This window comes from Nonomuraea sp. NPDC049655, assembly GCF_044465465.1.
Taxonomy (GTDB): Bacteria; Actinomycetota; Actinomycetes; order Streptosporangiales; family Streptosporangiaceae; genus Nonomuraea.
Map to the genome: position 1 here is coordinate 71,308 of NZ_JBITLS010000019.1, position 22,906 is coordinate 94,213.

Annotated in this window: 19 protein-coding genes; 14 read left to right on the forward strand and 5 right to left on the reverse strand. The window is 73.1% G+C overall.

Annotated elements, in window-relative coordinates:
- Positions 1 to 170: 170 nt before the first annotated feature.
- Together ACIBQ6_RS45035 and ACIBQ6_RS45040 are read right to left on the reverse strand one after the other, a co-directional pair.
- Positions 171 to 2,261 (reverse strand): SpoIIE family protein phosphatase, encoded by a 2,091-nt coding sequence (locus tag ACIBQ6_RS45035; protein ID WP_352329755.1) that lies wholly within the window; start codon positions 2,259 to 2,261, stop codon positions 171 to 173.
- Between the two features lie 206 nt (positions 2,262 to 2,467).
- Entirely contained in the window at positions 2,468 to 3,037 is a 570-nt protein-coding gene (locus ACIBQ6_RS45040; RefSeq protein WP_352329753.1) for an HhH-GPD-type base excision DNA repair protein, read from the reverse strand.
- A gap of 141 nt (positions 3,038 to 3,178) precedes the next feature.
- Here ACIBQ6_RS45040 and ACIBQ6_RS45045 point away from each other — a divergent pair, with 141 nt between their 5' ends.
- The 6 genes from ACIBQ6_RS45045 to ACIBQ6_RS45070 all read left to right on the forward strand — a co-directional run bounded on the left by ACIBQ6_RS45045 (position 3,179) and on the right by ACIBQ6_RS45070 (position 8,036).
- The gene (locus ACIBQ6_RS45045; RefSeq protein WP_125639785.1) at positions 3,179 to 3,403 is read left to right on the forward strand and encodes a hypothetical protein; all 225 of its coding nucleotides are present in this window, start codon (positions 3,179 to 3,181) and stop codon (positions 3,401 to 3,403) included.
- Between the two features lie 141 nt (positions 3,404 to 3,544).
- Complete coding sequence (locus ACIBQ6_RS45050; RefSeq protein ID WP_358285933.1) at positions 3,545 to 5,035, forward strand: hypothetical protein; 1,491 nt, start codon at positions 3,545 to 3,547, stop codon at positions 5,033 to 5,035.
- A 10-nt stretch (positions 5,036 to 5,045) separates the two neighbouring features.
- Complete coding sequence (locus ACIBQ6_RS45055) at positions 5,046 to 5,816, forward strand: thioesterase family protein (protein WP_397218915.1); 771 nt, start codon at positions 5,046 to 5,048, stop codon at positions 5,814 to 5,816.
- A 20-nt stretch (positions 5,817 to 5,836) separates the two neighbouring features.
- Complete coding sequence (locus ACIBQ6_RS45060; protein WP_397218916.1) at positions 5,837 to 6,592, forward strand: LamB/YcsF family protein; 756 nt, start codon at positions 5,837 to 5,839, stop codon at positions 6,590 to 6,592.
- Positions 6,589 to 7,206 (forward strand): allophanate hydrolase subunit 1, encoded by a 618-nt coding sequence (locus ACIBQ6_RS45065; protein WP_397218917.1) that lies wholly within the window; start codon positions 6,589 to 6,591, stop codon positions 7,204 to 7,206. The genes ACIBQ6_RS45060 and ACIBQ6_RS45065 overlap by 4 nt, the downstream gene beginning before the upstream one ends.
- Positions 7,203 to 8,036, forward strand: a complete 834-nt coding sequence (locus tag ACIBQ6_RS45070; protein ID WP_397218918.1) for a biotin-dependent carboxyltransferase family protein — start codon at positions 7,203 to 7,205, stop codon at positions 8,034 to 8,036. Before ACIBQ6_RS45065 ends, ACIBQ6_RS45070 begins: the two co-directional genes overlap by 4 nt.
- Here ACIBQ6_RS45070 and ACIBQ6_RS45075 read toward each other — a convergent pair.
- Complete coding sequence (locus ACIBQ6_RS45075; protein WP_397218919.1) at positions 8,014 to 8,829, reverse strand: PhzF family phenazine biosynthesis protein; 816 nt, start codon at positions 8,827 to 8,829, stop codon at positions 8,014 to 8,016. The genes ACIBQ6_RS45070 and ACIBQ6_RS45075 overlap by 23 nt on opposite strands.
- 59 nt (positions 8,830 to 8,888) lie before the next feature.
- On the opposite strand from ACIBQ6_RS45075, the gene sthA reads away from it, so the two are divergent.
- Both sthA and ACIBQ6_RS45085 read left to right on the forward strand, forming a co-directional pair.
- Complete coding sequence (gene sthA / locus ACIBQ6_RS45080; protein WP_397218920.1) at positions 8,889 to 10,292, forward strand: Si-specific NAD(P)(+) transhydrogenase; 1,404 nt, start codon at positions 8,889 to 8,891, stop codon at positions 10,290 to 10,292.
- Between the two features lie 38 nt (positions 10,293 to 10,330).
- Positions 10,331 to 11,269, forward strand: a complete 939-nt coding sequence (locus ACIBQ6_RS45085; RefSeq protein WP_358284237.1) for a DMT family transporter — start codon at positions 10,331 to 10,333, stop codon at positions 11,267 to 11,269.
- On the opposite strand, the gene ACIBQ6_RS45090 is transcribed toward ACIBQ6_RS45085, so the two are convergent.
- Both ACIBQ6_RS45090 and ACIBQ6_RS45095 read right to left on the reverse strand, forming a co-directional pair.
- Entirely contained in the window at positions 11,255 to 12,034 is a 780-nt protein-coding gene (locus ACIBQ6_RS45090) for a DoxX family membrane protein (RefSeq protein WP_397218921.1), read from the reverse strand. The genes ACIBQ6_RS45085 and ACIBQ6_RS45090 overlap by 15 nt on opposite strands.
- A 35-nt stretch (positions 12,035 to 12,069) precedes the next feature.
- Positions 12,070 to 13,599, reverse strand: coding sequence for an MFS transporter (locus tag ACIBQ6_RS45095; protein ID WP_358284233.1), 1,530 nt, complete (start codon positions 13,597 to 13,599; stop codon positions 12,070 to 12,072).
- Positions 13,600 to 13,845: 246 nt separating this feature from the next.
- Between ACIBQ6_RS45095 and ACIBQ6_RS45100 the strand changes: the two genes are divergently transcribed.
- From ACIBQ6_RS45100 to ACIBQ6_RS45125, 6 genes are all read left to right on the forward strand, one after another.
- Positions 13,846 to 15,585, forward strand: a complete 1,740-nt coding sequence (locus ACIBQ6_RS45100) for a hypothetical protein (protein WP_397218922.1) — start codon at positions 13,846 to 13,848, stop codon at positions 15,583 to 15,585.
- A gap of 15 nt (positions 15,586 to 15,600) precedes the next feature.
- Positions 15,601 to 16,497, forward strand: coding sequence for a haloalkane dehalogenase (locus ACIBQ6_RS45105; protein ID WP_397218924.1), 897 nt, complete (start codon positions 15,601 to 15,603; stop codon positions 16,495 to 16,497).
- A gap of 64 nt (positions 16,498 to 16,561) precedes the next feature.
- Entirely contained in the window at positions 16,562 to 18,910 is a 2,349-nt protein-coding gene (locus ACIBQ6_RS45110) for an AAA family ATPase (protein WP_358284226.1), read from the forward strand.
- Between the two features lie 83 nt (positions 18,911 to 18,993).
- Entirely contained in the window at positions 18,994 to 19,977 is a 984-nt protein-coding gene (locus tag ACIBQ6_RS45115) for an ABC transporter permease (RefSeq protein ID WP_358284224.1), read from the forward strand.
- Complete coding sequence (locus tag ACIBQ6_RS45120; protein ID WP_397218925.1) at positions 19,977 to 20,876, forward strand: ABC transporter permease; 900 nt, start codon at positions 19,977 to 19,979, stop codon at positions 20,874 to 20,876. The genes ACIBQ6_RS45115 and ACIBQ6_RS45120 overlap by 1 nt, the downstream gene beginning before the upstream one ends.
- Positions 20,873 to 22,903, forward strand: coding sequence for a dipeptide ABC transporter ATP-binding protein (locus tag ACIBQ6_RS45125; RefSeq protein ID WP_397218926.1), 2,031 nt, complete (start codon positions 20,873 to 20,875; stop codon positions 22,901 to 22,903). The genes ACIBQ6_RS45120 and ACIBQ6_RS45125 overlap by 4 nt, the downstream gene beginning before the upstream one ends.
- The last annotated feature ends 3 nt before the right edge of the window (positions 22,904 to 22,906 follow it).

A 22,906-nucleotide genomic window follows, 5' to 3' on the forward strand; every position in this document is an offset into this window, starting at 1 on the left:
ATCGGTGAGGCCGTGCGAAGCGCGACGGACCTGACACAGCATTGTGGCACGACCCCGCACTCCATACGGCCACCTCCCGGCGGTTGTCCTCCACCCTAGGCCGACCAAGACAGTAGTGCGTACGTAAGCGGGGCACTGATACCCGAAAGCAACCGTTATGACTGTTTCATTCAGTCACTCTTCGTGGCCGGCGGGACGTGAATTGCGAGCGCGGTAACGTCATCATCCTGTTCATATCCAGACAACATCCGGTCAACCAGGAAGTCCAGCAACATGTGCGGACTGCTGACCACCTCAGGCGGCGCTTCGGTCACAACACTGCAAATCTCTGCGAGACCGGCGTCAAGCCCTCGCTTCCTGTTCTCCACGAGACCGTCTGAGTAGAGCACCGCGGTGTGTCCCGGCGGCACCACGAACCGGAACTGCCGGCGGCTGGTCGGCCAGCCCAGCGGCGTGCCGGGCTCGGCGTCGCACAGGATCGCCGTGCCCTGGGGCGAGACCAGGACGGGCGGCGGGTGGCCCGCCATGGCCAGCGTGCCCTCGCCGGTGACCGGCTCGACGACCATGTAGGCCAGGGTGGTGACCTGCTCCTCCTCTTCCGTGGCCTCGAAGACCCGGTCGAGGCCCGTGAGCACGGCGGCGGGCGGCGGGTTGGTGAGCGCGAGCGCCCGCATCGCGTTGCGGATGCGGCCCATGCCCGCCGCGGCCTTGACGCCCTTGCCCATGACGTCGCCGACGACCGCCGCGACACGCCCGTCCTGCAGGACGAACGCGTCGTACCAGTCGCCGCCGACCTGGACGTGGCGGCTGCCCGAACGGAAGCGCTGGGCCAGCACCAGGCCCTTGACCACGGGCAGGCGGTCGGGCAGCAGGCTGCGCTGGAGCGTCTCGGCGGTGCGGTGCTCGCGCTCGAAGAGCGTGGCCCGCTCGACGGCCAGGGCGCACTGTCCGGCCAGCGCCTCCAGGAAGACGCCGTCCTCCTGGGAGATCTTCTGCGGGCGCGTGAACGAGAAGCGCAGCGCGCCGAGCGCCCGGCCGGCGGCCAGCAGCGGCAGGCCGACCCAGGCGCGCTCGTCGCCCTGGCTGATGAACCCGGCCAGCGCCTCCTCGTCGTCGCCGGCCTCCAGCAGCTGCGCCTTCAGCGACTCGGGCGACTCGGCGAAGACCGGACGGCGGCTGTTGACGGCCATCGTCATCACGTTGGAGTGGGACAGCGGGATCTCGTCGCCCGAGCCCTGGACCTCGGGGATGCCCTCGCCGTTGACCAGCTTGAGCGCGGCGCGGTCGGTGTCGAGCAGCGCCACGGCCGAGCGGTCGGCGGCCAGGGCGGTGCGGCCGACGTCGATGATGACCTGGACGACCTGCTCGACCGTCAGGGCCTCGGCGAGCTGGGCCGTGGCGCCCTGGAGCCGGGCGGTGCGCAGGGCGGCGGCGCCGAGCTGGTCGGTCAGCCTGCCGCGCATCTCCTCGGCCTCGCGCTGCGGGGTGACGTCGGTGTTGGCGCCGACCCACTCCACGACCCTGCCGTGCCTGATGATCGGCACCGCGCGCACCTCGAAGTGGCGGTAGCCGCTGGCCCGGGTGCGGACCCGGTAGTTCCACTCGAACATCGTGCGGCCGCGCAGCGCCTCGCGCCAGGCCTCCTCGGTCTGCTGGCGCTCCTCGGGGTGGACCACCTCCAGCCAGCCGTTGGCGAGGTACTCCTCCAGCCCCTGGCCGGTGATGGCGCGCCACTGGGGCGCGTCCTCGACGACGGCGCCCGTGGGCGAGGTGATCCAGACGAGCTGGGACTGCGCCTCCACCAGCGAGCGGTAACGCTCCTCGCTGCGGCGCAGCGCCTCCTCGGTCTGCCGGCTCTCGGTCACGTCGAGGCCCACGAGCGCGATGGCGCGCAGCTCGCCCGCCTCGTCGTGGACCGGCGAGAACGACAGCGACCAGTGGCGGGTGTCGCCCTCGGCGGACCGCACGCGCACGCGGCCCTCGGTGACCGGCGCGTCGCTCTCGATGACGGCCTGGACGGCGTGGGTGATGATCTGGCTCAGGTCGGCCGCCAGCACCTCGACCGGCAGGCGGCCCACCAGGCGCTCGGCGGGCACGCTGACGACGTCGCTGAACACGTCGTTGACCCGCTGGACGCGGCCATCGCCGTCGAAGAACGCGAAGGCGAACTCGGCCTCCGACAGCATGCCCTTGAACAGGGCGGAGTCTGAGATGTCCACATCCGACTCCCGGGGACGGGGAACGGAGGTCTCGGCGCTCATGGTCGGCACCTCCGTCGCGTGCCAGGGTCTCCCACGCGGCACATCTCCATAACTGTGTATCGGCGTAGCGCAGCTCCGGGCGACCGGATTCTGCAGTACATCATCGGCGATGGGCATGCGCCGACGGAAGCCCCCGCCGCCGCCCGGTCGCCATAAGGGTCAACGCATCCTGTCAAAGTCGCTCCACATTGCGCAGCAAGATCAGGTTACTCGCCCTTGGCCGCGCGCTTGGCCTCCTGCTTGGCGGCGCGCACCCGGCCCAGGCTGTCGGTGTCGACCACGTCGGCGACCGAACGGTATGACCCCTCCTCGCCGTAGAGTCCGGCTGCCTCACGCCAGCCTGACGGCTGGACCCCCAGCTGCTTGCCCAGCAATGCCAAAAAGATCTGGGCCTTCTGCTTGCCGTATCCCGGAAGGGCCTGCAGTCGTTTCAACAAGTCTTTCCCGTCGGCCGCGTCGCTCCAGATGAGCTCGGGCCGCCCGTCGTAGTGTTCGACGAGGTAGGCCGCGAGCTGCTGGACGCGGGCGGCCATCGACTTGGGGTATCGGTGCACGGCCGGCTTCTGCGCCAGGAGCGCGGCGAACGCCTCGGGGTCGCAGGCGGCGATCTCCTCGGCGGTCAGGTCGTGCCCCAGGCGCTCCGAGATGGTGTACGGCCCAGTGAACGCCCATTCCATGGGAATCTGCTGGTCGAGCAGCATGCCGACGAGCAGGGCGAGCGGGCTGCGGCCGAGGAGCTCGTCTGCCTCGTCCCGCTGGGCGAGCTGGATGCGCATGGAAACAGCTTTGCACGAGAAGCGAACACAGGCGCCTCAGAGCCTTGACACAAGGCCGAGAAAAGATGAAATGGGAGCGCAAGTCACCCTGCATACGTTCCTGGGGGTTTGCTCCCGGGTCTCCAGAGGAATCTCACATCTATGCTCGCTCTGGCCACACGCTTCCTCAGGGAGCCGGTCAGTCTCCGGCTGGCCGAAGAGTTCCTGACCGTACCCGTGGACACGATCGACCGGTGCGTGGCCGACGTGTGCGCGTGCGCCGAGCATCTCGGCGTCCCGCCCACACCGGAGGTCGTGGAGCGCATCGCGCGCGAGCATCTGCTCGCCATCGTGAACTCCGCCCCGCCGCCCCGAAGTCCCCGCTGATCGCGGCTCCACCGATAACATCGGGGTCACCAGGCCGAGTTCTCTTCACCGTTTGCGCCTGGAATACGAGAGAGTGAGGGCGTGCGCCGACACCGACGAGATCCCCGGGAGAGCAGCCCGCCCGACGACGTGTTCCAGGAGATGGTGCAGGCGGCCCGCGAGCTGCTCGCGGTGCGCAGCCCGCTCGACGCGGAGCTGATGGTCTCAGACATGATCGGGGCCTGGTGGGGCAGGCGGGTCAGGGGCGGTGACGTGGAGCAGGTCCTCGGGGAGGGCCTGGTCGACTACGCGGCCAAGGCCGGCACCCCGGCCTCCCTGACGCTGCTGGTGTGCCTGGCCTACCTGGGCACCGCCCGCCAGGGCGCCAAGGCCGAGGGCGCGGCGCTGGCGATGATGGAGTCGGGCGTGGCCAGGCCGGGCTGGGCCGACAAGGTCGGCGCGGTCAAGCCCACCGGCTGCTACGTCTCCCGCGACGCCTACGGCGACCAGGACACGGTGATCTGCACGTTCGCCTACCGATGGAACGAGGCATCGGTGCCGAGCGACCGGCACGCGCTGGTGGTGGTCGTCGACCACAACATGAACGGCATGGCCCGCGACGCGTGGGTGTCCTCGCACGTCGACAAGCTGCTGGAGCAGGCCAGGGCCGAGGCGGCGGGCAACCCGATGCTGCTGTTCGAGGAGATCCAGCCCGAGCAGGCCAGGGCGCTCCTGGACTCGGCCATGAAGGCCACCAGGGAGCCCAAGACGCCGCCGCCGGTGAGCGAGAGCTACAGCGCCTACCACGCCTTCGCCCGCGCCCGGCTCAAGGCGCTGCCGCCGGGCCGCAAACGTCCGGCGCCGCTGCACATCGAGGCGCCCTACAGCCGCGAGCGGCGGGCCATGCTGGCCGCCGAGTTCCTGGCCTCCGACGCGGCCGAGCACCTGTCCGACCCGTCGGCGGCCTCGCGCTGCGCCGACCACATCATCGACTACGGCTGCGAGCGCGACTTCAACCGGCCGCTGCGGGTCAGCCCGACCAAGTGCGAGACGTTCCTGCTCGACTGGCTGCCGCGCAAGGTGATGCTGAGCTCGGCCGAGCAGGAGGCGATGCCGCACGTGCTGTCGGCGTGGGTGCGCTTCGCCGCGCGCCGCACCGGCCTGCCCGAGCAGGGGCTCAAGGCCACTCTCGACGCGGTGTGGGAGGCCACGGGCAAGTTCCCCGAGGCCTACCGCGACCCGACGTCGTTCGGGCTCGACCGGCCGCTGCTGGAGCGGCTGCTGCCCGACGGCGACCTGTCGGCGCTGGCCAGGCGGGTGTTCGCGTTCCCCTACCTGCAGGGCGTGCACAACGGCATCGACCTCGACCGGCTCAACCCGGCCGACGAGGCCGACCGGCGCACGTTACTGGAGATCGACCACGGCGGCGTCATCGACCAGGAGCACCTGGCCTGGCACGAGGAGATCGCGACCCGGCTGTGGGACGGCGACCCGCCCCAGCTGTGGGAGGCCGCCCAGCGCCTGCTCGACCTCGGCCACGACCGCCACGACGTGCTCCACGTGCTGATCGAGATCGCCGAGCGCATCGGCGGCGACCCCGACGAGCTGGCCGCCGCCCTCGACGACATCGCCGACATCCCCGACGAGATCTAGAGTCCGTCCCATGTCGATGTACCGCCGGCTGGCCATGGGCCGCTACCTCGCCTCCGAGCACACCCAGGGGCCGTGGGACCCGGGCTCCCAGCACATGGGCCCGGTGACCGCCCTGATGGTGCACGAGCTCGACCGCACCGCGCCGCTGCCCGGCCTGGCGCTGTCCAGGCTGGCGGTCGACGTCTTCGCCCCGGTGCCCGTGGCCGAGCTGGAGGTCGTCACCGACGTCGTCCGCGACGGCAAGCGGGTGCAGTGCCTGTCGGCGGCCGTGCTGTCCGGCGGGCGCGAGTACGCCAGGGCCACCGCGTGGCGCATCCGCGAGGCCGACACGCCCGCCACGCCGGCCGCCGGGCCGCCCGCGCCCGTGCCGCCGCCCTCGCCCGAGCACGCGGCGTCCTACCTGGTGTCGGGCTTCGGCTACGGCAGGGCGTTCGACTGGCGGTTCGCCCGCGGCGGCCCGATGCTGCCCGGCCCGGCCACGGTGTGGGGCAGGCTGACCGTGCCGCTGGTGGAGGGCGAGGAGATCACCCCGTTCGAGCGGCTGGCCGCGTTCGCCGACAGCGGCAACGGCGTGAGCCCGGCCGTCGACTTCGCCACCCACGTCTTCGTCAACGTCGACCTGACGATCTCGCTGTTCCGCACCCCGGTGGGCGAGTGGACCTGCATGGACGCGGCCACCGCGATCGGCCCCTCCGGCCGCGGCCTGACCCGCACCACCCTGTACGACGAGCGCGGCGAAGTCGGCGCGGCGACTCAGACGTTGTTCGTCGCGCCGAGGTAGCGCTGCGCCATGATGGTGGGATGGTGATCGACCTCAACGCCGACCTCGGTGAGGGCTTCGGCATCTGGCGGCTCGGCGACGACCTCGCGCTGCTCGACATCGTCACCAGCGCCAACGTCGCCTGCGGCTTCCACGCGGGCGACCCGGTGACGATCAGGCGCACGTGCGCCGCGGCCGTCGACCGCGGCGTGTCGATCGGCGCCCAGGTGTCCTACCGCGACCTGGCCCACTTCGGCCGCAGGGAGATGGAGGTCGAGCCCGAGGAGCTGTGCGCCGAGGTGCTCTACCAGCTCGCGGCCGTCGACGGCATCGCCAGGGCGATGGGCGGCCGGGTCTCCTACGTCAAGCCGCACGGCGCCCTGTACAACCGGGTCTGCCGCGACGAGGTGCAGGCGGCGGCGGTGATCGACGCGGTCGCCGACTACGACCCGTCGCTGCCGGTGCTGACGCTGCCGGTCTCGGTCGTGCACGAGGTGGCCGCGGCGGCGGGCGTCCCGACGGTGAGCGAGGCGTTCGCCGACCGGGCGTACACGGCGGCGGGGGCGCTGGTGCCGCGGCGCGAGGCGGGGGCGGTGATCCACGACGCGGCGGCGGTGACCGCGCGGGCCCGCCGGATGGCCCTGGAGGGCTCTGTGACGGCCGTCGACGGCAGTCAGGTGTCCGTCTCCGCCCGGTCGCTGTGCGTCCACGGAGACACCCCTGACGCCGTCGGGCTGGCCCGTGCCGTGCGCAACGACCTGCTGGCGGCCGGAGTGGTCCTGCAGGCGTTCGCGTGATCCGTCCGGCGGGAGAGCACGCGCTGCTCGTCGAGACCGGGTCGCTGGCGGCCTCCCACCGGCTCGACGCGGCGCTGCGGGCCGAGCGGCCCGAAGGGGTCGTGGAGGTCGTGCCGGGGCCGGAGACCGTGCTGGTGGTGGCGCCGGGCGCCGACCGGGAGCGGTTGCGGGCCAGGCTGACGGCCTTGACGGGATCGGCGCGCGAGGCGGCGGCCGGGGCGGACGCACCGGCCGGACCGGTGGTGACGATTCCCGTCGTCTATGACGGGGCCGATCTCGATTCCGTCGCGGCGCTGGCCGGGATCTCGGCCGAGGAGGTGGTCGCCCGGCACACCGGGCGCGAGCTGGTGGTCGGGTGGCTGGGGTTCGCCCCGGGGTTCGCCTATCTGACCGGGCTCGACCCCGTGCTGGAGCTGCCCCGGCTGGACACGCCGCGCACGTCGGTGCCGGCCGGCTCGGTGGCGGTCGCGGGGCCGTACTCGGCGGTCTACCCGACGGCCTCGCCCGGCGGGTGGCGGCTGCTGGGGCGCACGGAGACGCGGGTGTGGGACGTGACGGCCGAGCCGCCGTCGTTGTTCCGGCCGGGGATGCGCGTGCGGTTCGAGCGCGCATGATCGAGGTGATCGCGCCCGGCCCTTACGCGACCGTCCAGGATCTGGGGCGGCCGGGCCTTGCCCATCTGGGCGTCCCGCGCTCGGGGGCGGCCGACGCGGCGAGCCTGCGGCTGGCCAACCGGCTGGTGGGCAACCGCGAGGACGCGGCGGGCGTCGAGGCGACGTTCGGGCTGGCGCGGCTGCGCTTCCACGAGGGCGCGTGGGCGGCGCTGACCGGCGCGCCGGCGGAGGCGCGGATGGGGGCGCCGTTCTGGGTGCCGCCGGGGGGCGAGCTGCGGCTGGGGGCGCCGAAGTGGGGGCTGCGCACGTACGTGGCGGTGCGGGGAGGCATCGCGGTCGAGCCGGTGCTGGGCAGCCGGTCCACCGACTCGCTGTCGGGGCTCGGCCCCGAGCCGTTGCGGGCCGGGACGCTGCTGCCGGTGGGCGGATCCGCCGCCGGGGAGATCTCGGTGGACCTGGCGCCGCCGCCGGGGCCCGCGCCCGCCGTGCTGCGGGTGCTCGCCGGGCCGCGGGACGACTGGTTCGCCCCTGGGGCGCTGGAGGCGCTGTGCGGGGGGCCGTACGAGGTGAGCCAGGACAGCAACCGCGTCGGGGTGCGGCTGCGCGGCCCCGGGCTGACGCGGGCCAGGCAGGGCGAGCTGCCGAGCGAGGGCATGGTCACCGGCGCGGTGCAGGTGCCGCCGAGCGGGCAGCCGATCGTGTTCCTCGCCGACCACCCGCCCACGGGCGGCTACCCGGTGATCGCGGTGGTGCGGCAGGCCGACCTGCCGGTCGCGGCGCAGCTGCGGCCCGGCGACGAGGTGCGCTTCACAACGCGACCTGGCCGCTGACGCAGGTGACGACCGACCCGCCGACCCACACGTCACGATCGTCGGCGGTGATCCGCACGCGCCCGGCGCGGCCGAGCACGGTCCCCTGCCCCGCCGTGTACGGCGCCTTCGCCCGCCCCGTGCGCAGCAGGAACTGCGCCAGGGACGCGTGCAGGCTGCCGGTCACCGGATCCTCGACGTCGGGGGCGAAGACGCGCACCTCGTAGGCGTACGGCGAGCCCTCCGGGCAGGGCCCCGCCACGCCGACCATGTGCTCGATCGCGCCCGGCCGCAGCTCCAGCACCTCCTCGGCGGCGGCGAGCAGCACGACCACCCAGCCGGGCCCGTTGTCGGCCCATTCGACGGCCAGCATGCGCTCGCGTCCGATGCGCAGGGTCTCGGCCAGCCGCTCGGCGAGCTCCTCCTCGACCGGCCCGGACCGCAGCAGCTCGGGCGCGGCGAAGGCGAGCCCGTCCGCGGTCCTGCGCACCCGGATCAGCCCGGCGTCGCACTCCTGGACGATCTCCGCCGTGTCCCGCGGCCGGCCGCCGCTCTCCAGCCAGGCGTGGCAGGTGCCGAGCGTGGGATGCCCGGCGAAGGGCAGCTCGCCGCCCCCGGTGAAGATCCGGACCCGGTAGTCGGCCCCGGGCACGGTCGGGGGCAGCACGAACGTCGTCTCGGACAGGTTCGTCCAGGCGGCGAAGCGCCGCATCTCCTCGGTGTCCAGCCCTTGGCCGTCGAGCACGACCGCGAGCGGATTGCCGCGATAAGGGACGGAGGTGAACACGTCGACCTGACGGAATGCACGTTGCATACGCGCAGTCTGGCCGACGGGTCTTCCGCCGGTAACCCCGCGCGCTCACACTGGGCGATGTGGCGGACTACGACGTGCTGGTGCTCGGCTCCGGTCCCGGCGGGCAGAAGGCCGCCATCGCGGCGGCGAAGCTGGGCCGGCGCGTCGCCATGGTCGAGAAACGGAACATGATCGGCGGCGTCTGCATCAACACGGGCACGATCCCGTCCAAGACGCTGCGCGAGGCGGTCCTCTACCTCACCGGCCTCAACCAGCGGGAGCTGTACGGCGCCAGCTACCGCGTCAAGGACGAGATCACGGTCGCCGACCTCGGGATGCGCACCCAGCACGTGATCGGCCGCGAGATCCAGGTGATCCGCAGCCAGCTCGGCCGCAACCACGTCACGGTCCTGCCCGGCACCGGACGTTTCCTCGACCCGCACACCATCGGGATCAGCGGCGACGAGGAGCGCAAGGTCACCGCCGACCGGATCGTGATCGCCACCGGCACCTCCCCCGCCCGCCCGGACAGCGTGCAGTTCGACGAGCGCACGGTCATCGACTCCGACGCGATCCTGCACCTGGACCGGGTGCCCGAGACCATGGTCGTGGTCGGCGCCGGGGTCATCGGCATCGAGTACGCCTCCATGTTCGCCGCCCTCGGCACCAAGGTGACCGTGGTCGAACGGCGCGAGCGCATGCTGGAGTTCTGCGACCTGGAGATCGTCGAGGCGCTCAAGTACCATCTGCGCGACCTGGCGGTGACCTTCCGCTTCGGCGAGCACGTCGCCGCCGTCGAACGCCGCCCGCGCGGCGCGCTGACCCTGCTGGAGAGCGGCAAGCGCATCCCCGCCGACTGCGTCATGTACTCGGCCGGACGCCAGGGCAGGACGGCCGAGCTGAACCTGGGGGCCGCCGGTCTGGCCGCCGACGACCGCGGCCGGATCCGGGTGGACGAGCACTACGCCACGGCCGTGCCGCACATCTACGCGGTCGGCGACGTGATCGGCTTCCCGGCGCTGGCCGCCACCTCGATGGAGCAGGGCCGGGTGGCCGCCCAGCACGCCTGCGGCGAACCCGTGGCGGAGGTGCGGGAGTTGCCGCCCATCGGCATCTACACGATCCCCGAGATCAGCTTCGTCGGGAGGTCGGAGGACGAGCTGACCCGCGACCGGATCCCGTTCGAGGTGGGCATCTCGCGCTACCGGGAGCTGGCCAGGGGGCAGATCATCGGCGACTCGTACGGGATGCTCAAGCTGCTGGTCTCCTCGGAGGACCGGCGGCTGCTCGGCGTGCACGTGTTCGGCACGGGGGCCACCGAGCTGGTGCACATCGGCCAGACCGTGATGGGCTGCGGCGGGACCGTCGACTACCTGGTCAACGCGGTGTTCAACTATCCGACGCTGGCGGAGTCGTACAAGGTGGCGGCGCTGGACGCGATGAACAAGATGCGGGTGGTGGCCCGGCTCACCGCCGACATGTGACTTCTCCCAATTGTCGGTCGTGACCGCTACGCTCCTCGATGGTTCATCTACAGGAGGCGTACGTGCGCAGCGAGGCCACGGGGAGGTGGCTGCCCGCGTTCCTGCTGCTGGCCGCCATCTGGGGCAACAGTTTCTTCTTCATCAAGATCGCCGTCGGCGCGCTGCACCCGCTGCAGGTGTCGTTCGGCCGCATGGCGGTCGGCGCGGTCACCCTGCTGGTCGCGCTCGCGGTGACCAGGCGGCCGCTCCCCCGCGACCCGCGGCTGTGGGGGCACTTCCAGATCGCCTCCGTCGTGCTCACCACACTGCCCTTCACCCTGTTCGCCTACGGCGAGCAGTACGTCTCCTCCGTCGTCGCCGCGATCTGGAACGCCACCACGCCGCTGTGCACCCTGGCCTTCACGCTGGTGCTGCGCGCCGAGCGGGCGACCGCCGCGCGGGCGGCCGGGCTCGGTCTCGGGTTCGCCGGCGTCATGGTGGTGCTCGGGGTGTGGCAGCCCATGGCGGGCGGGCAGCTCGGCGGCAGCCTGGCCTGCTTCGGGGCGGCGCTGTGCTACGGGGTCGGCGGGGCGTACATGGGGCGTTTCATCACCGGGCGGCGGTCCGAGCCGCCGGTGGTGCTGGCCGCGGGGCAGCTCCTGACCGGCGCGGTCCAGCTCGCGGTGATCACGCTGGTGGCGGGCGTGCCGCTGGTGGACACCGCGGCGCCCGCCGAGGTCTGGTGGAGCCTGCTGGGCCTCGGCGGCCTCGGCACGGGCGTGGCCTACCTGCTGCTGTACCGGGTCCAGGCCCTGGCGGGCGTGACGACGACCTCGACGGTGACGTACCTGCTGCCGGTGTTCGCGGTGGCCTCCGGCGTGCTGCTGCTCGACGAGACGATCACCTGGAACCAGCCGGTGGGCGCGCTGGTCATCCTGCTGGCCATCGCGCTCACCCAGGGCGCGCTGCGCGTGCCCGCGCGCTCAGCCGTCCGCTGAGGGACGGCGTCCGCGGGGCGCGGGCTTCTTGCGGCCCGCCACCAGCGTGTCGCCGGGCACGGGGGCCGGCGCGGGCTCCTCGGTGGCCGGCGGGCCGGCGGGCCGCGTGCGGGGCCGGGGGTGCGGCATGGTGTCCGTCATGGGCGAGGGCGCGTCCCCGGCCTGCTGACCGGCCCCCTCGGAGACGGCGTCCTCGGCCGGTCTCGACCGGCGGGCAGGCGGGACGGCGTCCTCGGCCGGTCTCGACCGGCGGGCGGGCGGGGCGGCGTCCTCGGCCGGCTTCGACTGGTGGGCGGGCGCGTCGGCGTCGCGCAGGGAGGCGATGACCCGGTCGGCCTCGGCGTCGGCGGCGAACTCGTTGGCCGCCTCCGTCTCCCGCCTGCGGATCACCACCATGTGGTCGACCGACAGCCGTCCGGCGCCCACGACGGCGAGCAGGATGGCGGCCGCCCCGAGCAGGATCAGCTCGTTCATGCTGATGGGGTTGAGCGGCGGAGCCACCAGGAAGACGCCCAGCGCCTCGGCGAACAGGATCAGCCCGGTGACGGCGACCCCCAGCCCGGCGATCAGCAGCGCCCCGCCGATCAGCTCGGTGAGCATGGTGACCGTGGCCCACGCGCCCGGCGCGGGCGCGCCCTGCTGGAGGAACTTCGCGCCGGTGGCGGTGAGCCCGTCCTCCAGCTTGGTCCAGCCGTTGGCGAAGAAGATGCCGCCCACGCCGACGCGGGCGACTAAGGCGGCGACATCACGCAGGGCCTGTTTCACGATATTTGTCTGCCCTGTCCGGGGCACGGCACACCTCAATCACGGCTGAGCAGCATGGCCACCGCGACGGCGGTCAGGCCGAGCAGGACGACGCTGACGACCACGGTCGTGTGCAGGGCGTTGACGAAGGCCCAGCGTGCGGCGTCGAGCAGCGCGTCGCCGGTGCTGCCGCCGATCTCGCGGGCGACGTGGGCGGCGCCGGCCAGCGACTGCCTGGCCTGGTCCATGCCGCCCGCGGACACGCCGGGCACGGCGGGCAGGGCGGGCGCGTAGGCGAGCGTGGTGATCGTGCCCAGCACGGCGACGCCGAGGCCCGCGCCCAGCTCGTACGCGGTCTCCTCGATGGCCGCCGCCCCGCCGGCCCGGGACTCGGGCACCGAGGACATGATCGTGTCGGAGGCGGCCAGCAGCGCCACCTGGACGCCGAACCCGATGCCCACGAAGCAGACCGCCAGCATCACCGGATGGCCCTCGACGCCCCAGCCCAGCGTGGGCGTCAGGGCCAGCGCGACGAGCCCGAGCCCGCCGCTCATCGTGGCGCGCATGCCGATCCTGGGCAGGATGTGGGCCGCCGCGAGCCCGCCGGTGACGGCCGACAGCACCAGCGGCAACATCCTGACCGCCGCGCGCACCGGGCTGTCGCCCAGCACGAGCTGCAGGTACTGGGCCAGCATGAGCTGGAGCCCGACCAGCGCGAACACGCCCAGCAGCACGCCGGCCACGCCGGTGGTGAACTCCCGCCGCCGGAACAGGGCCAGCTCCAGCAGCGGCGCCGGCAGACGGGACTGGCGGCGGACGAACGCGACCAGCAGCCCCGCGCCGCCGAGGAAGACCAGCACCGAGGCCCAGAACGGCAGCAGGGTCCCCGACCCGGCCTCCTTCAGCCCGAAGGCCAGGGCGAGCAGGCCGAGCACCGACAACACGGCGCTCGTCGCGTCCCAAGGACGTTCCCTGCGCAGCGGCGACTCCGGCAGCAGCCGGACGGCCAGGGGCAGCAGCACCAGCAGGATCGGCACGTTGATCAGGAAGACCGCGCCCCACCAGAGGCCGACCAGCACGCCGCCGATCAGCGGGCCCACCGCCGCCCCGGCCGCGGCGACCGCGCTCCAGACGCCGAGCGCGACGGCCCGCTCGCGCCGGTCGGTGAACACCTGGCGGATCAGCGAGAGCGTGGCCGGCATGATCATCGCGCCGCCGACGCCGAGCAGCGCCCTGGCCAGGATCAGGGTCAGCGGCGTGGGTGCGAACGCCGCTCCCGCCGAGGCCACGCCGAACAGCACGAAACCGCCCAGGACCAGCCGCTTGCGGCCGTAACGGTCGCCGAGCGTGCCGAACACGATGAGCAGCGGCGCGACGACGAGCGAGTAGCTGTCGATGATCCACAACAGCTCGACGGAGGACGGTTCGAGCGCGGCCGTGAGCGCGGGCACCGCGATGTGCAGGACGGTGGCGTCGACCGTGATCAGCAGCAGGCTCAGGCAGAGCAGCACGAGGACGGCCCAGCGGTTGTCCCGTCGCGGGCGATCGGCACGCCGTACGAGGGGTGCGGCCTGGGTGACGGTCATGGGCCTCCTTGCAGGCCGATCCGGTCACCAGGGCCTGCACGTGCAGAACGGTCGAAAGCGGGGGAACTCACGGGGGGCGGTCTCGCGCCCTCTCCTGCCGCGGCTCTCCACTCCGGCTTGCGTGGCAGCTTAGGCCATGCCAGGCGCTCGGCATAGCGGTATGGGCCGATCCGCGAGGCCCCCCACCTCTCTAGTGAGATACAGCCATATGTCCGGATCTACCCAACCTCCATCCGCCACCCGATCATGGGAGCCGTGGGGAACGCTGGAAGTGCCGGTAAAGATGATATTTCCGATAAGTCCTCACGCGAGTGGTGCACCGAGGCCCTGACCAGGCTGAACGCGGGCCGTCCCGAATCGGCGCTGGAGGCCGCGCGCCGGGCGGCCGACCTCGACCCCGGCGACGAATGGGCCTGCCGCCTCATCAGCCTGGCCCACGAGCGCCAGGGCCGCGACGCCGACGCCCTCCCCCCGGCAGAACGCGCGGTGGACCTCGCGCCCGGCTCCTGGTCGGCCCGCCTGCGCCTGGCCGCGATCTCCCGCCGGATCCCCGGCCGCTGGCCCGCGGCGGTCGCCGACGCCGTGCTGGCCGCGCGGTTCGCCCCCGAGGAGGCCGACCCCGAGGTCCTGCTCGGCGACCTGGCGCTGCTGCGCGGCGACCATCCGCGGGCCGGGCGGGCCTACCGCGCCGCGCTCGCCACGGCTCCGGCCCATCCGCAGGCCCGCGTGAACCTGGCGCTGTGCCTGCTGCGCTGGGACCGTCCGCGCCCGCACCACGATCCCGCCTGGCCGGTCGATCCGCGCCAGACGGGACGGGCCAGGCGGGCGCTGGAGGTGTGGGCGCGCCAGGCCCGGCTGCTGCTCGCCCTGGCCACGATCGCCGTCACGGCGGCCGCGCTGACCCTCGACTCCGCGGGGTGGGCCCGTTGGTGCGGGTTCGCCGCGCTGGCCGCGCTGGTGCCGCTGACGGTCCGGCAGGCGCGACGGGTGGGGGTCTGGGCGTACGTGCCGGCCATGGCGGGGCGTGATCCCTGGCTGGGCGCGGCCGTGGTGTCGGCCGGGTTGTCGGTGCCGGCGTTCGCGGGGTGGCTGCTGCTGGGCGCGGCGCACGCGGCGCCGTCCTGGCGGGATCCGGTCTGGGCGGGGCTGGCCGGGATCGTGGTGCTGATGTGGCCGGCGCTGACGGTCGTCCGGGTGCTGGCGGATTCGTGGCGGGGGCGGCCGATGCCCGCGCTGGCCGAGTTGGCCCGCGTCACGGGCGAGCGCACGGCGGCCAGGAACGCCGGCGTGACGTTGTGGATCGTGCTCATCAGGACCTGGTCGGTGCTGGTGCCGCTGGTCGGCGGGGCGCTGGCGGTCGAGCCGCGGGCCGCGGTGGCGGCGGTGGCGGTGCCGTTCCCGATGGTGCGGGCCTGGCTGCGGGCCCGCCGCGGGGGCGACGGCTGGCTGCTGGCCGCGGGCGGTCTGGTGGCGCTCGCCGCCCTCGGCTGCGCCGCCGGCGGCGCGCTGGGGTCGGCCTGGGGCTGGCGGGCGGGGGTGGGCGCGCTCGGCGCGGCGATGACGGTGTTCGCGGCCCGCGCCCTGCGCGCGTGGTGGCGCGGCGCGCCGGGGCCGTGGCGGGCCTCGCTCGTCATGTGCGACCTGCCCATGGGCGGCGCGCCCTCGGTGGCCCTGACCCCGGAGGCGCGCCAGGCGTTCTCCTACGCCAGGAGCCTCGTCCTGTCCTACGGCGACCCCGCGGGCCCCCGGGTCGTGGGCGCGGCCGGGTCCGTCACCTCCTCCGGCGAGCTGCGGCTGATCGCCGGGCCCGAGGCGTGGGAGGGCGTGGCGGCCGACCCGCGCGTCGCGGTGTTCGCGGCCGACCCGTTGCAGCGGCGGTTCTGGGTGGAGGTGCGCGGCATCGCCCTGGCCGGTCCGGACGTGCTGCGCGTCACCCCCAAGCAGGTGCTCGTCGGCGAGTTCCCCGGCAGGCACCAGCGACGGTGAATAGAGTTTTGTTCTATGCGGACCCTGCGCACCCCCGAAGAGCGTTTCGCGAACCTGCCCGACTTCCCCTACGAGCCCCGCCACGCCGACCTGCCGGACGGCCCGCGCATGGCCTACGTCGAGGCCGGCCCCGCGGACGGCGAGCCGGTCGTCCTGCTGCACGGCGAGCCGAGCTGGTCCTTCCTCTACCGCCACGTCATGCGCGAGCTGGCCGCGGCCGGGCTGCGCGCGATCGCCCCCGACCTGATCGGCTTCGGCCGCTCGGACAAACCCGTGGACCCCGCCGACCACACCTACGCCAGGCACGTCGAGTGGACCCGCGCGCTGCTGTTCGACGCGCTGGCCCTGGACCGCGTCACCGTCGTCGGCCAGGACTGGGGCGGCCTGATCGGGCTGCGGATCGCCGCCGAGCACCCCGAGCGCGTGGCCAGGATCGTGGCCGCCAACACGGGGTTGCCCTCGGGTGACATTCCCATGCCCGACGTCTGGCACCGCTTCAGGGACACCGTCGCCGGTGCCCCCACGCTGGACATCGCCCGGCTGGTCCAGGCGGGCTGCCGGACGCGCCTCAGCGACGAGGTGCGGGCGGCCTACGACGCGCCGTTCCCGGACGAGTCGTACAAAGCGGGCCCGCGTGCCCTGCCCGGGCTCGTGCCGATCACGCCCGACGACCCCGCCGCGCCCGCCAACCGCGCTGCCTGGCAGATCCTCACTACGCTCGACCGCCCGTTCCTGGTGGCCTTCTCCGACGGCGACCCCATCACCGGCGGCATGGCGCCCATCATGCTCAAGGCCGTCGCGGGCACGGCCGGGCTGTCCCATCCGGTGATCGCCGGCGCCGGCCACTTCCTCCAGGAGGACGCCGGCACCGAACTCGGACGGCGGATCGCCCTTTTCGTGACCTCCACCTAGCGTGTCAGGCCCGCCCAATCGTCGGTCGGGTGCGGTATAACCGGGGGCGGACCGGGGAGGCGTGATGCGTGAGTCCGACAGGGCCCAGGCCGCGGGGCGGGCCGCGGCGCGGGATCTGTTCGAGCAGGTGAGACTGCGTTATTTCCAGATTCCCCCCGCCGTGCGCCGGGTGCTCTACGCAGTCCTGCTCATCGTCGTCATGGGCGTGGGCGCGGCGCTCGGCTGGGATCTGCTGAAGACGTTCCCCCTCGTCCTGATGGCGCTCGCCTTCGTGGCGCTGACCATGCGCTTCCCGCGGGCCGCCGCGACCGCGCTGGTCGTGGCCGGCTGGGTGGTGCTGGCGCTGCCGCTGTTCTCCTGGCGCTTCCCCCCGGGCTCCATGGCGCTGCACGCGATGGTCGCGCTGGCCCTGCCCGTGGCCGCCGCCGCCCACCTCATTCGCTGGGTCACGCCGTGGGTGACCACGCTGGCCGCGCTCGTGCCCGCCGGGGTGCTGGCCTTCGGGCTGTCCTTCCTGTCGGCCGCCGTCGCGCTCTGGGGCGCCTGCCTGGCGGCCGTCGTCGTGCTGGTCCACCGGTTCCTCCAGGCGCGCCGGGCCAAGGCCGAGCTGTCCGCCGAGGAGCAGCAGGTGCGCGTGCGCGCCCGCGAGGGCCGGCCCGAGCCGCAGGCCGACAAGGCGGGCGCGCCGCCGCAGATCTCCGTCGAGGAGGCGCTGGCCGAGCTGGAGGGCATGATCGGGCTGGCGCCGGTCAAGGAGCAGGTCCGCTCGATCGCCGCCTCCATCGAGGCCACCCGGCTGCGGGCCGAGGCCGGCTACACCGCCGAACGCCCGACCAGGCACTTCGTCTTCGTCGGCCCGCCGGGCACCGGCAAGACCAGCGTGGCGCGCGCGCTGGCCAAGATCTTCTACGCGTTCGGCCTGCTGGAGACCCCCTACGTGGTCGAGGCGCAGCGGGCCGACCTGGTGGGCGAGTTCCTGGGCGCGACCGCGATCAAGACGAACGAGCTGGTCGACCGGGCGCTCGGCGGCGTGCTGTTCGTCGACGAGGCCTACAGCCTGGTCAACTCCTCCGACGGCCAGCCCGACAGGTTCGGCGCCGAGGCCGTCCAGACCCTGCTCAAACGGGCCGAGGACGACCGCGAGCGCCTGATCATCATCCTGGCCGGCTACGAGCAGGAGATGGCCTCGTTCCTGTCCAGCAACCCGGGCCTGGCCAGCAGGTTCGCCACCCGGGTGCGCTTCCCCAGCTACTCCGCCCCCGAGCTGGCCGAGATCACCGAGGTGCTCCAGCGGCGCAGGGGCGACACGATGGCCCCCGACGCCAGGCGCGCCCTGCTCGGCCTCTACGAGGACGTCCAGCGGCGCGGCCTGGTCGACGAGCTGGGCAACGCCCGCTTCGTGCGCAGCCTGGTCGAGGCCGCCGCGCAGGCCAGAGACGTGCGCGTGGTGGGCGCCGGCGGCACCCCGACCACCCACGACCTGGTGACCACCACCACGCCGGACGTGACGAAGGCGTTCGAGGAGCTGACCGCCCGCTTCCGCGGCTACGTGGCCACGCCCACGCTGGAGGAGGCGCTGGCCGACCTCGACGCGATGGCCGGTCTTGAGCCGGTCAAGCGGCAGGTGCACGCCATCGCCGCCCAGCTCCAGGTGGCCCGCATGCGGCAGGAGCGCGGGCTGCCCACGCCGCCCCAGATGCGGCACTTCGTCTTCGCCGGGCCGCCCGGCACCGGCAAGACCACCGTCGCGCGGGTGCTCGGCCGCGTCTTCGCCGCGCTCGGCCTGCTGGCCAGACCCGACGTCGTCGAGGCGCATCGGGCCGACCTGGTCGGCCAGCACCTCGGCGCGACCGCGATCAAGACCAACGAGCTGGTCGACCGGGCGCTCGGCGGCGTGCTGTTCATCGACGAGGCCTACAGCCTGGTCAACCCCGGCTACGCGGGGGGCGACGCCTTCGGCTCCGAGGCCGTCCAGACGCTGCTCAAACGGGCCGAGGACGACCGCGACCGGCTGGTCATCGTGCTGGCCGGCTACTCGCGCGAGATGGACTCCTTCCTGGCCACCAACCCGGGCCTGGCCAGCCGGTTCAACCAGCGCGTGGCCTTCCCCAGCTACTCGCCGCGCGAGCTGTCGCAGATCGCGGTGCTGCTGGCCGGCAAGGCCGGCGACAGCTTCGACGAGCAGGCCCTGCGCGACCTCGACGAGGTGTTCGCCTGGGTGTGCGAGGAACGCCTGATCGACGGCCTGGGCAACGGCCGCTTCGCCCGCTCGTTGTTCGAACGGGCCGCGATGCGCCGCGACGTGCGCCTGGCCGCCCACGCGTCGGGCGGCGGGTCGGCCAGCGCCGCCGACCTCACGACGATCACCAGCGACGACGTGCGCACCGCCGTGGACGAACTTTCCGGACGTTAACCCCTCTTTGGCATTTCCCCGCGCCACGATGCTGCTGGGTGTAGCAGTATGACTACCTATCGTGCGCGTCCGGGAGGGGGACGATGGCGGGGTTCCTGGCCCGCAGGCTGCTCAACTATGTGGTGCTGGTCGGCGTGGCCGCGAGCCTGGCGTACCTGCTGGCCGCCGGGGCGCTCGACCCGCGTTCCAACTACGCCGACCGCACCCCGAAACCGCCGCCCGCCGTCGTCGACGCCCAGCTCACCGCCCTCAACCTCAACGACAAGACCCCGCTGCTCCAGCGCTACGCCACCTGGGCCGCGGGCGTGCTGCACGGCGACTTCGGCAAGACCGTCACCGGCTCGCCCGTGAACGAGGACCTCAGGCGGCGGATGGGGGTCACGTTCCGGCTGGTCATCCTGGGGCTGCTGTTCGGGAGCCTGCTGGGGGTGCTGGTGGGCGCGTACGCGGCGGTGCGGCAGTACGGCTGGTTCGACCGGCTCTCCACGGGCCTGTCGTTCGTCGTGCTCGCGGTGCCGGTCGTCGTGCTGGCCAACATGCTGATCCTGGCCGGCGCCTGGGCCAACGACAACCTCTTCGGCCGCCAGGTGCTGCTGGTCAGCGGCGAGTACAGCGCCGGCCTGCAGACCGGGTTCTGGGGCTACGTGCTCGACCGGGTGCAACACCTGATCCTGCCGACGATCTCGCTGTCCGTCGGCCTGGTCGCGGTCTTCAGCCGCTACCAGCGCAACATGATGCTCGACGTGCTCGGCGCCGACTTCGTCCGCACGGCCAGGGCCAAGGGGCTGAGCAGGGGCCGGGCGCTGACCCGCCACGCGCTGCGCACCGCGCTCATCCCGGTGGCCACCTACTTCGCCTTCACGTTCGGCACCCTGCTGACCGGGGCCACCTTCACCGAGAAGATCTTCGGCTGGCACGGGCTGGGCGAGCAGCTGATCAACTCGATCTTCACCAACGACGTCAACACCGTGGCGGCGATCTCCTTCCTGGCCGCGGTGGCCGTGTTGTGCGCCGCGCTCGCCTCCGACCTGCTGCACGCCGCGCTCGACCCCAGGGTGCGGGCGTGATGACGCTCTCCGACGAGGAGCTGGCGGAGGAGCTGACCGGCGACCTGGGCCGGGCGCCGTCGCGGCTGCGGGTGGTGGCCGGGCGGTTCTTCCGCTCGCCGCAGGGGCTGGTCGGGTTCGCGGTGCTGGCGCTGATGTTCCTGCTGGCGTTCGCGGGCCCGCTGTTCAGCCCGTGGTCCTACACCGACAAGGACTTCACGGCGTTCCTCCAGCCGCCCTCGCCGCGGCACTGGTTCGGAACGCTCCAAACAGGCTCCGACGTCTACGCGGTGACCCTGCGCGGCATGCAGAAGTCACTGATCGTGGGCCTGCTGGCGGCGCTGGTGTCCACGGCGGTGGCGGCCGTGGTGGGCGCCTTCTCCGGCTACTTCCTGGGCTGGACCGACCGGGCGCTGAGCTGGGTGACCGACCTGCTGCTCGTGCTGCCCGCGTTCCTCATCCTGGCGATCATGTCGCCGCTGTTCGGGGCCGGGCAGTGGGTGCTGTTCGTGGTCATGCTGGCGCTGTTCCTGTGGATGGTGACCTCGAAGATCGTCCGGGGGATGACGATCTCGCTGAAGGAGCGCGAGTACATCCACGCCGCCCGTTTCATGGGGGTGCCGCCGGTGCGGATCATCTTCCGGCACGTGATCCCCAACCTGTCCTCGCTGCTCATCGTCGACGCCACGCTCAACGTCAGCGCGGCCATCCTGACCGAGACCTCACTGTCGTACTTCGGGTTCGGCATCCAGCCGCCCGACGTGTCCTTCGGCACGCTGATCGCCGACGGCTCGCGCACGGCGGTCTACGCGCCCTGGACGTTCTGGTTCGTGGCCGGGCTGCTGGTGGTCACCGTGCTGGCGGTCAACCTCATCGGCGACGCGCTGCGCGACGCCTTCGACCCGGCGGCGCGGCGATGAGGCCGGCGGCGAACCCCGTCCTGGAGGTCAGCGACCTGCACGTGTCCTTCGGCGACGTGCGCGCGGTGCGCGGGGTCACCTACTCGGTGAGCCCGGGCGAGGTGCTGGGCATCGTGGGCGAGTCCGGGTCGGGCAAGTCGGTCACCTCGGCCGCGGTCATGGGCCTGCTGCCGCCGAGCGCCCGGGTCACCGGGTCGGTGCGGCTGCACGGCAAGGAGCTGATCGGCGCCTCCGAGCGGGAGCTGACCCGCTTCCGCGGCAAGACCGTGTCGATGGTGTTCCAGGACCCTCTGTCGGCGCTCACGCCCGTCTACCGGGTGGGCGACCAGATCGCCGAGGCCGTCCGCGTCCACCAGCGGGTGAGCAAGGAGAACGCCGCGGTCAAGGCCGTCGAGCTGCTGGAGCTGGTCGGCATCCCGTCGCCGAGCGAGCGGGCGCTCGCCTTCCCGCACGAGTTCTCCGGCGGCATGCGGCAGCGCGTGATGATCGCGATGGCCATCGCCAACGACCCCGACGTGATCATCTGCGACGAGCCCACCACCGCGCTCGACGTGACCATCCAGGCGCAGGTGCTGGAGGTGCTGAAGAAGGCCCAGCGCAAGACCGGCGCGGCGATCATCATGATCACGCACGACCTCGGCGTGGTGGCCGGCTTCGCCGACCGGGTCCTGGTCATGTACGCCGGGCGCCCGGTCGAGGTGGGCGACGTCGACGACATCTACTACCGGATGCGCATGCCGTACACGGCGGGGTTGCTGGCCTCGATCCCGCGGGTCGACCGCGGCGGCCGTCAGCCACTGCTGCCGATCGCCGGGAACCCGCCCTCCCCCGCGGCGCTGCCGCCGGGCTGCCCGTTCGCGCCGCGCTGCCCGCTGAAGATCCACGAGTGCGACGCGGCCGAGCCGCCGCTGTTCGAGGTGGCGACGGGCCACCGGGCGGCGTGCATCCGCTGGGAGATCGTCCGGCCCCAGGGCCCCGGCCGCCACGCGGCCGGGGAGCCCGTCGCCCCCGCGGTCCGCGCCGAGCAGCCGGTGCTGGAGGTCGACGGCCTGGTCAAGGACTACCCGCTGCTCAAGGGGGCGCTGTTCAAGCGCAGGGTCGGCACGGTGCACGCGGTGGCGGGCGTCAGCTTCGACATCCGCCGGGGCGAGACGCTGGGCCTGGTCGGCGAGTCGGGCAGCGGCAAGACCACCACGCTCACCCAGATCCTGGAGCTGGTCCCGCCGCAGGAGGGGCGCGTGGTCGTGCTCGGCCGCGACACCGCCCGGCTGGACGGCCCCGGGCGCACCGCGATCCGGCGCGACATGCAGGTCGTCTTCCAGGACCCGATGGCCTCGCTCGACCCGCGCATGACGGTCTACGACATCCTGGCCGAGCCGCTGCGCACCCACGGCGAGCGCCGGCCGGGCCGGCGGGTGGGCGAGCTGCTCGCCCTGGTGGGCCTCGACCCGGCGCACGCCGCCCGCTACCCCCAGGACTTCTCCGGCGGCCAGCGGCAGCGCATCGGCATCGCCAGGGCGCTGGCGCTGGAGCCCAGGCTGCTGGTGCTGGACGAGCCGGTCTCCGCGCTCGACGTGTCGATCCAGGCCGGGGTCATCAATCTGCTCGGCTCGCTGCGGTCCAGGCTCGGGCTGTCGTACCTGTTCGTCGCGCACGACCTGGCGGTGGTGCGGTACATCGCCGACCGGGTGGCGGTCATGTACCTGGGCAGGATCGCCGAGATCGGGCAGGTCGACGCGGTCTACGGGGCTCCGGCGCATCCGTACACGCAGGCTCTGCTGTCGGCGATCCCGCTGCCCGACCCGGCGCGTGAGCGCGTACGCGAGCGCATCCTGCTCGAAGGCGACCTGCCCAGCCCGGCCCACCCTCCGACCGGCTGCCGCTTCCGCACCCGCTGCCCGAAGTTCCGCTCGGTGCTCACCCACGACGAGCGCGCGCTCTGCGTGGACGTCGAGCCCGAGGTGCTGCCGGTGGGCGACGACCAGGGCGCGGCCTGCCATTACGCCGAGAGGCTCGACGTCGTCTAGTTC

What these genes read in the sequence shown, in the direction of transcription:
- ACIBQ6_RS45110 (WP_358284226.1), top strand. Translation starts at nt 16,562, where the DNA reads ATGCGTGAGTCCGACAGGGCCCAGGCCGCGGGGCGGGCCGCGGCGCGG.
- ACIBQ6_RS45070 (WP_397218918.1), top strand. Translation starts at nt 7,203, where the DNA reads ATGATCGAGGTGATCGCGCCCGGCCCTTACGCGACCGTCCAGGATCTG.
- ACIBQ6_RS45085 (WP_358284237.1), top strand. Translation starts at nt 10,331, where the DNA reads ATGGTTCATCTACAGGAGGCGTACGTGCGCAGCGAGGCCACGGGGAGG.
- ACIBQ6_RS45105 (WP_397218924.1), top strand. Translation starts at nt 15,601, where the DNA reads ATGCGGACCCTGCGCACCCCCGAAGAGCGTTTCGCGAACCTGCCCGAC.
- ACIBQ6_RS45035 (WP_352329755.1), bottom strand. Translation starts at nt 2,261, where the DNA reads ATGAGCGCCGAGACCTCCGTTCCCCGTCCCCGGGAGTCGGATGTGGAC.
- ACIBQ6_RS45050 (WP_358285933.1), top strand. Translation starts at nt 3,545, where the DNA reads ATGGTGCAGGCGGCCCGCGAGCTGCTCGCGGTGCGCAGCCCGCTCGAC.
- ACIBQ6_RS45045 (WP_125639785.1), top strand. Translation starts at nt 3,179, where the DNA reads ATGCTCGCTCTGGCCACACGCTTCCTCAGGGAGCCGGTCAGTCTCCGG.
- ACIBQ6_RS45060 (WP_397218916.1), top strand. Translation starts at nt 5,837, where the DNA reads ATGGTGATCGACCTCAACGCCGACCTCGGTGAGGGCTTCGGCATCTGG.
- ACIBQ6_RS45100 (WP_397218922.1), top strand. Translation starts at nt 13,846, where the DNA reads ATGGGAGCCGTGGGGAACGCTGGAAGTGCCGGTAAAGATGATATTTCC.
- ACIBQ6_RS45040 (WP_352329753.1), bottom strand. Translation starts at nt 3,037, where the DNA reads ATGCGCATCCAGCTCGCCCAGCGGGACGAGGCAGACGAGCTCCTCGGC.
- ACIBQ6_RS45055 (WP_397218915.1), top strand. Translation starts at nt 5,046, where the DNA reads ATGTCGATGTACCGCCGGCTGGCCATGGGCCGCTACCTCGCCTCCGAG.
- ACIBQ6_RS45125 (WP_397218926.1), top strand. Translation starts at nt 20,873, where the DNA reads ATGAGGCCGGCGGCGAACCCCGTCCTGGAGGTCAGCGACCTGCACGTG.
- ACIBQ6_RS45115 (WP_358284224.1), top strand. Translation starts at nt 18,994, where the DNA reads ATGGCGGGGTTCCTGGCCCGCAGGCTGCTCAACTATGTGGTGCTGGTC.
- ACIBQ6_RS45095 (WP_358284233.1), bottom strand. Translation starts at nt 13,599, where the DNA reads ATGACCGTCACCCAGGCCGCACCCCTCGTACGGCGTGCCGATCGCCCG.
- ACIBQ6_RS45075 (WP_397218919.1), bottom strand. Translation starts at nt 8,829, where the DNA reads ATGCAACGTGCATTCCGTCAGGTCGACGTGTTCACCTCCGTCCCTTAT.
- ACIBQ6_RS45120 (WP_397218925.1), top strand. Translation starts at nt 19,977, where the DNA reads ATGACGCTCTCCGACGAGGAGCTGGCGGAGGAGCTGACCGGCGACCTG.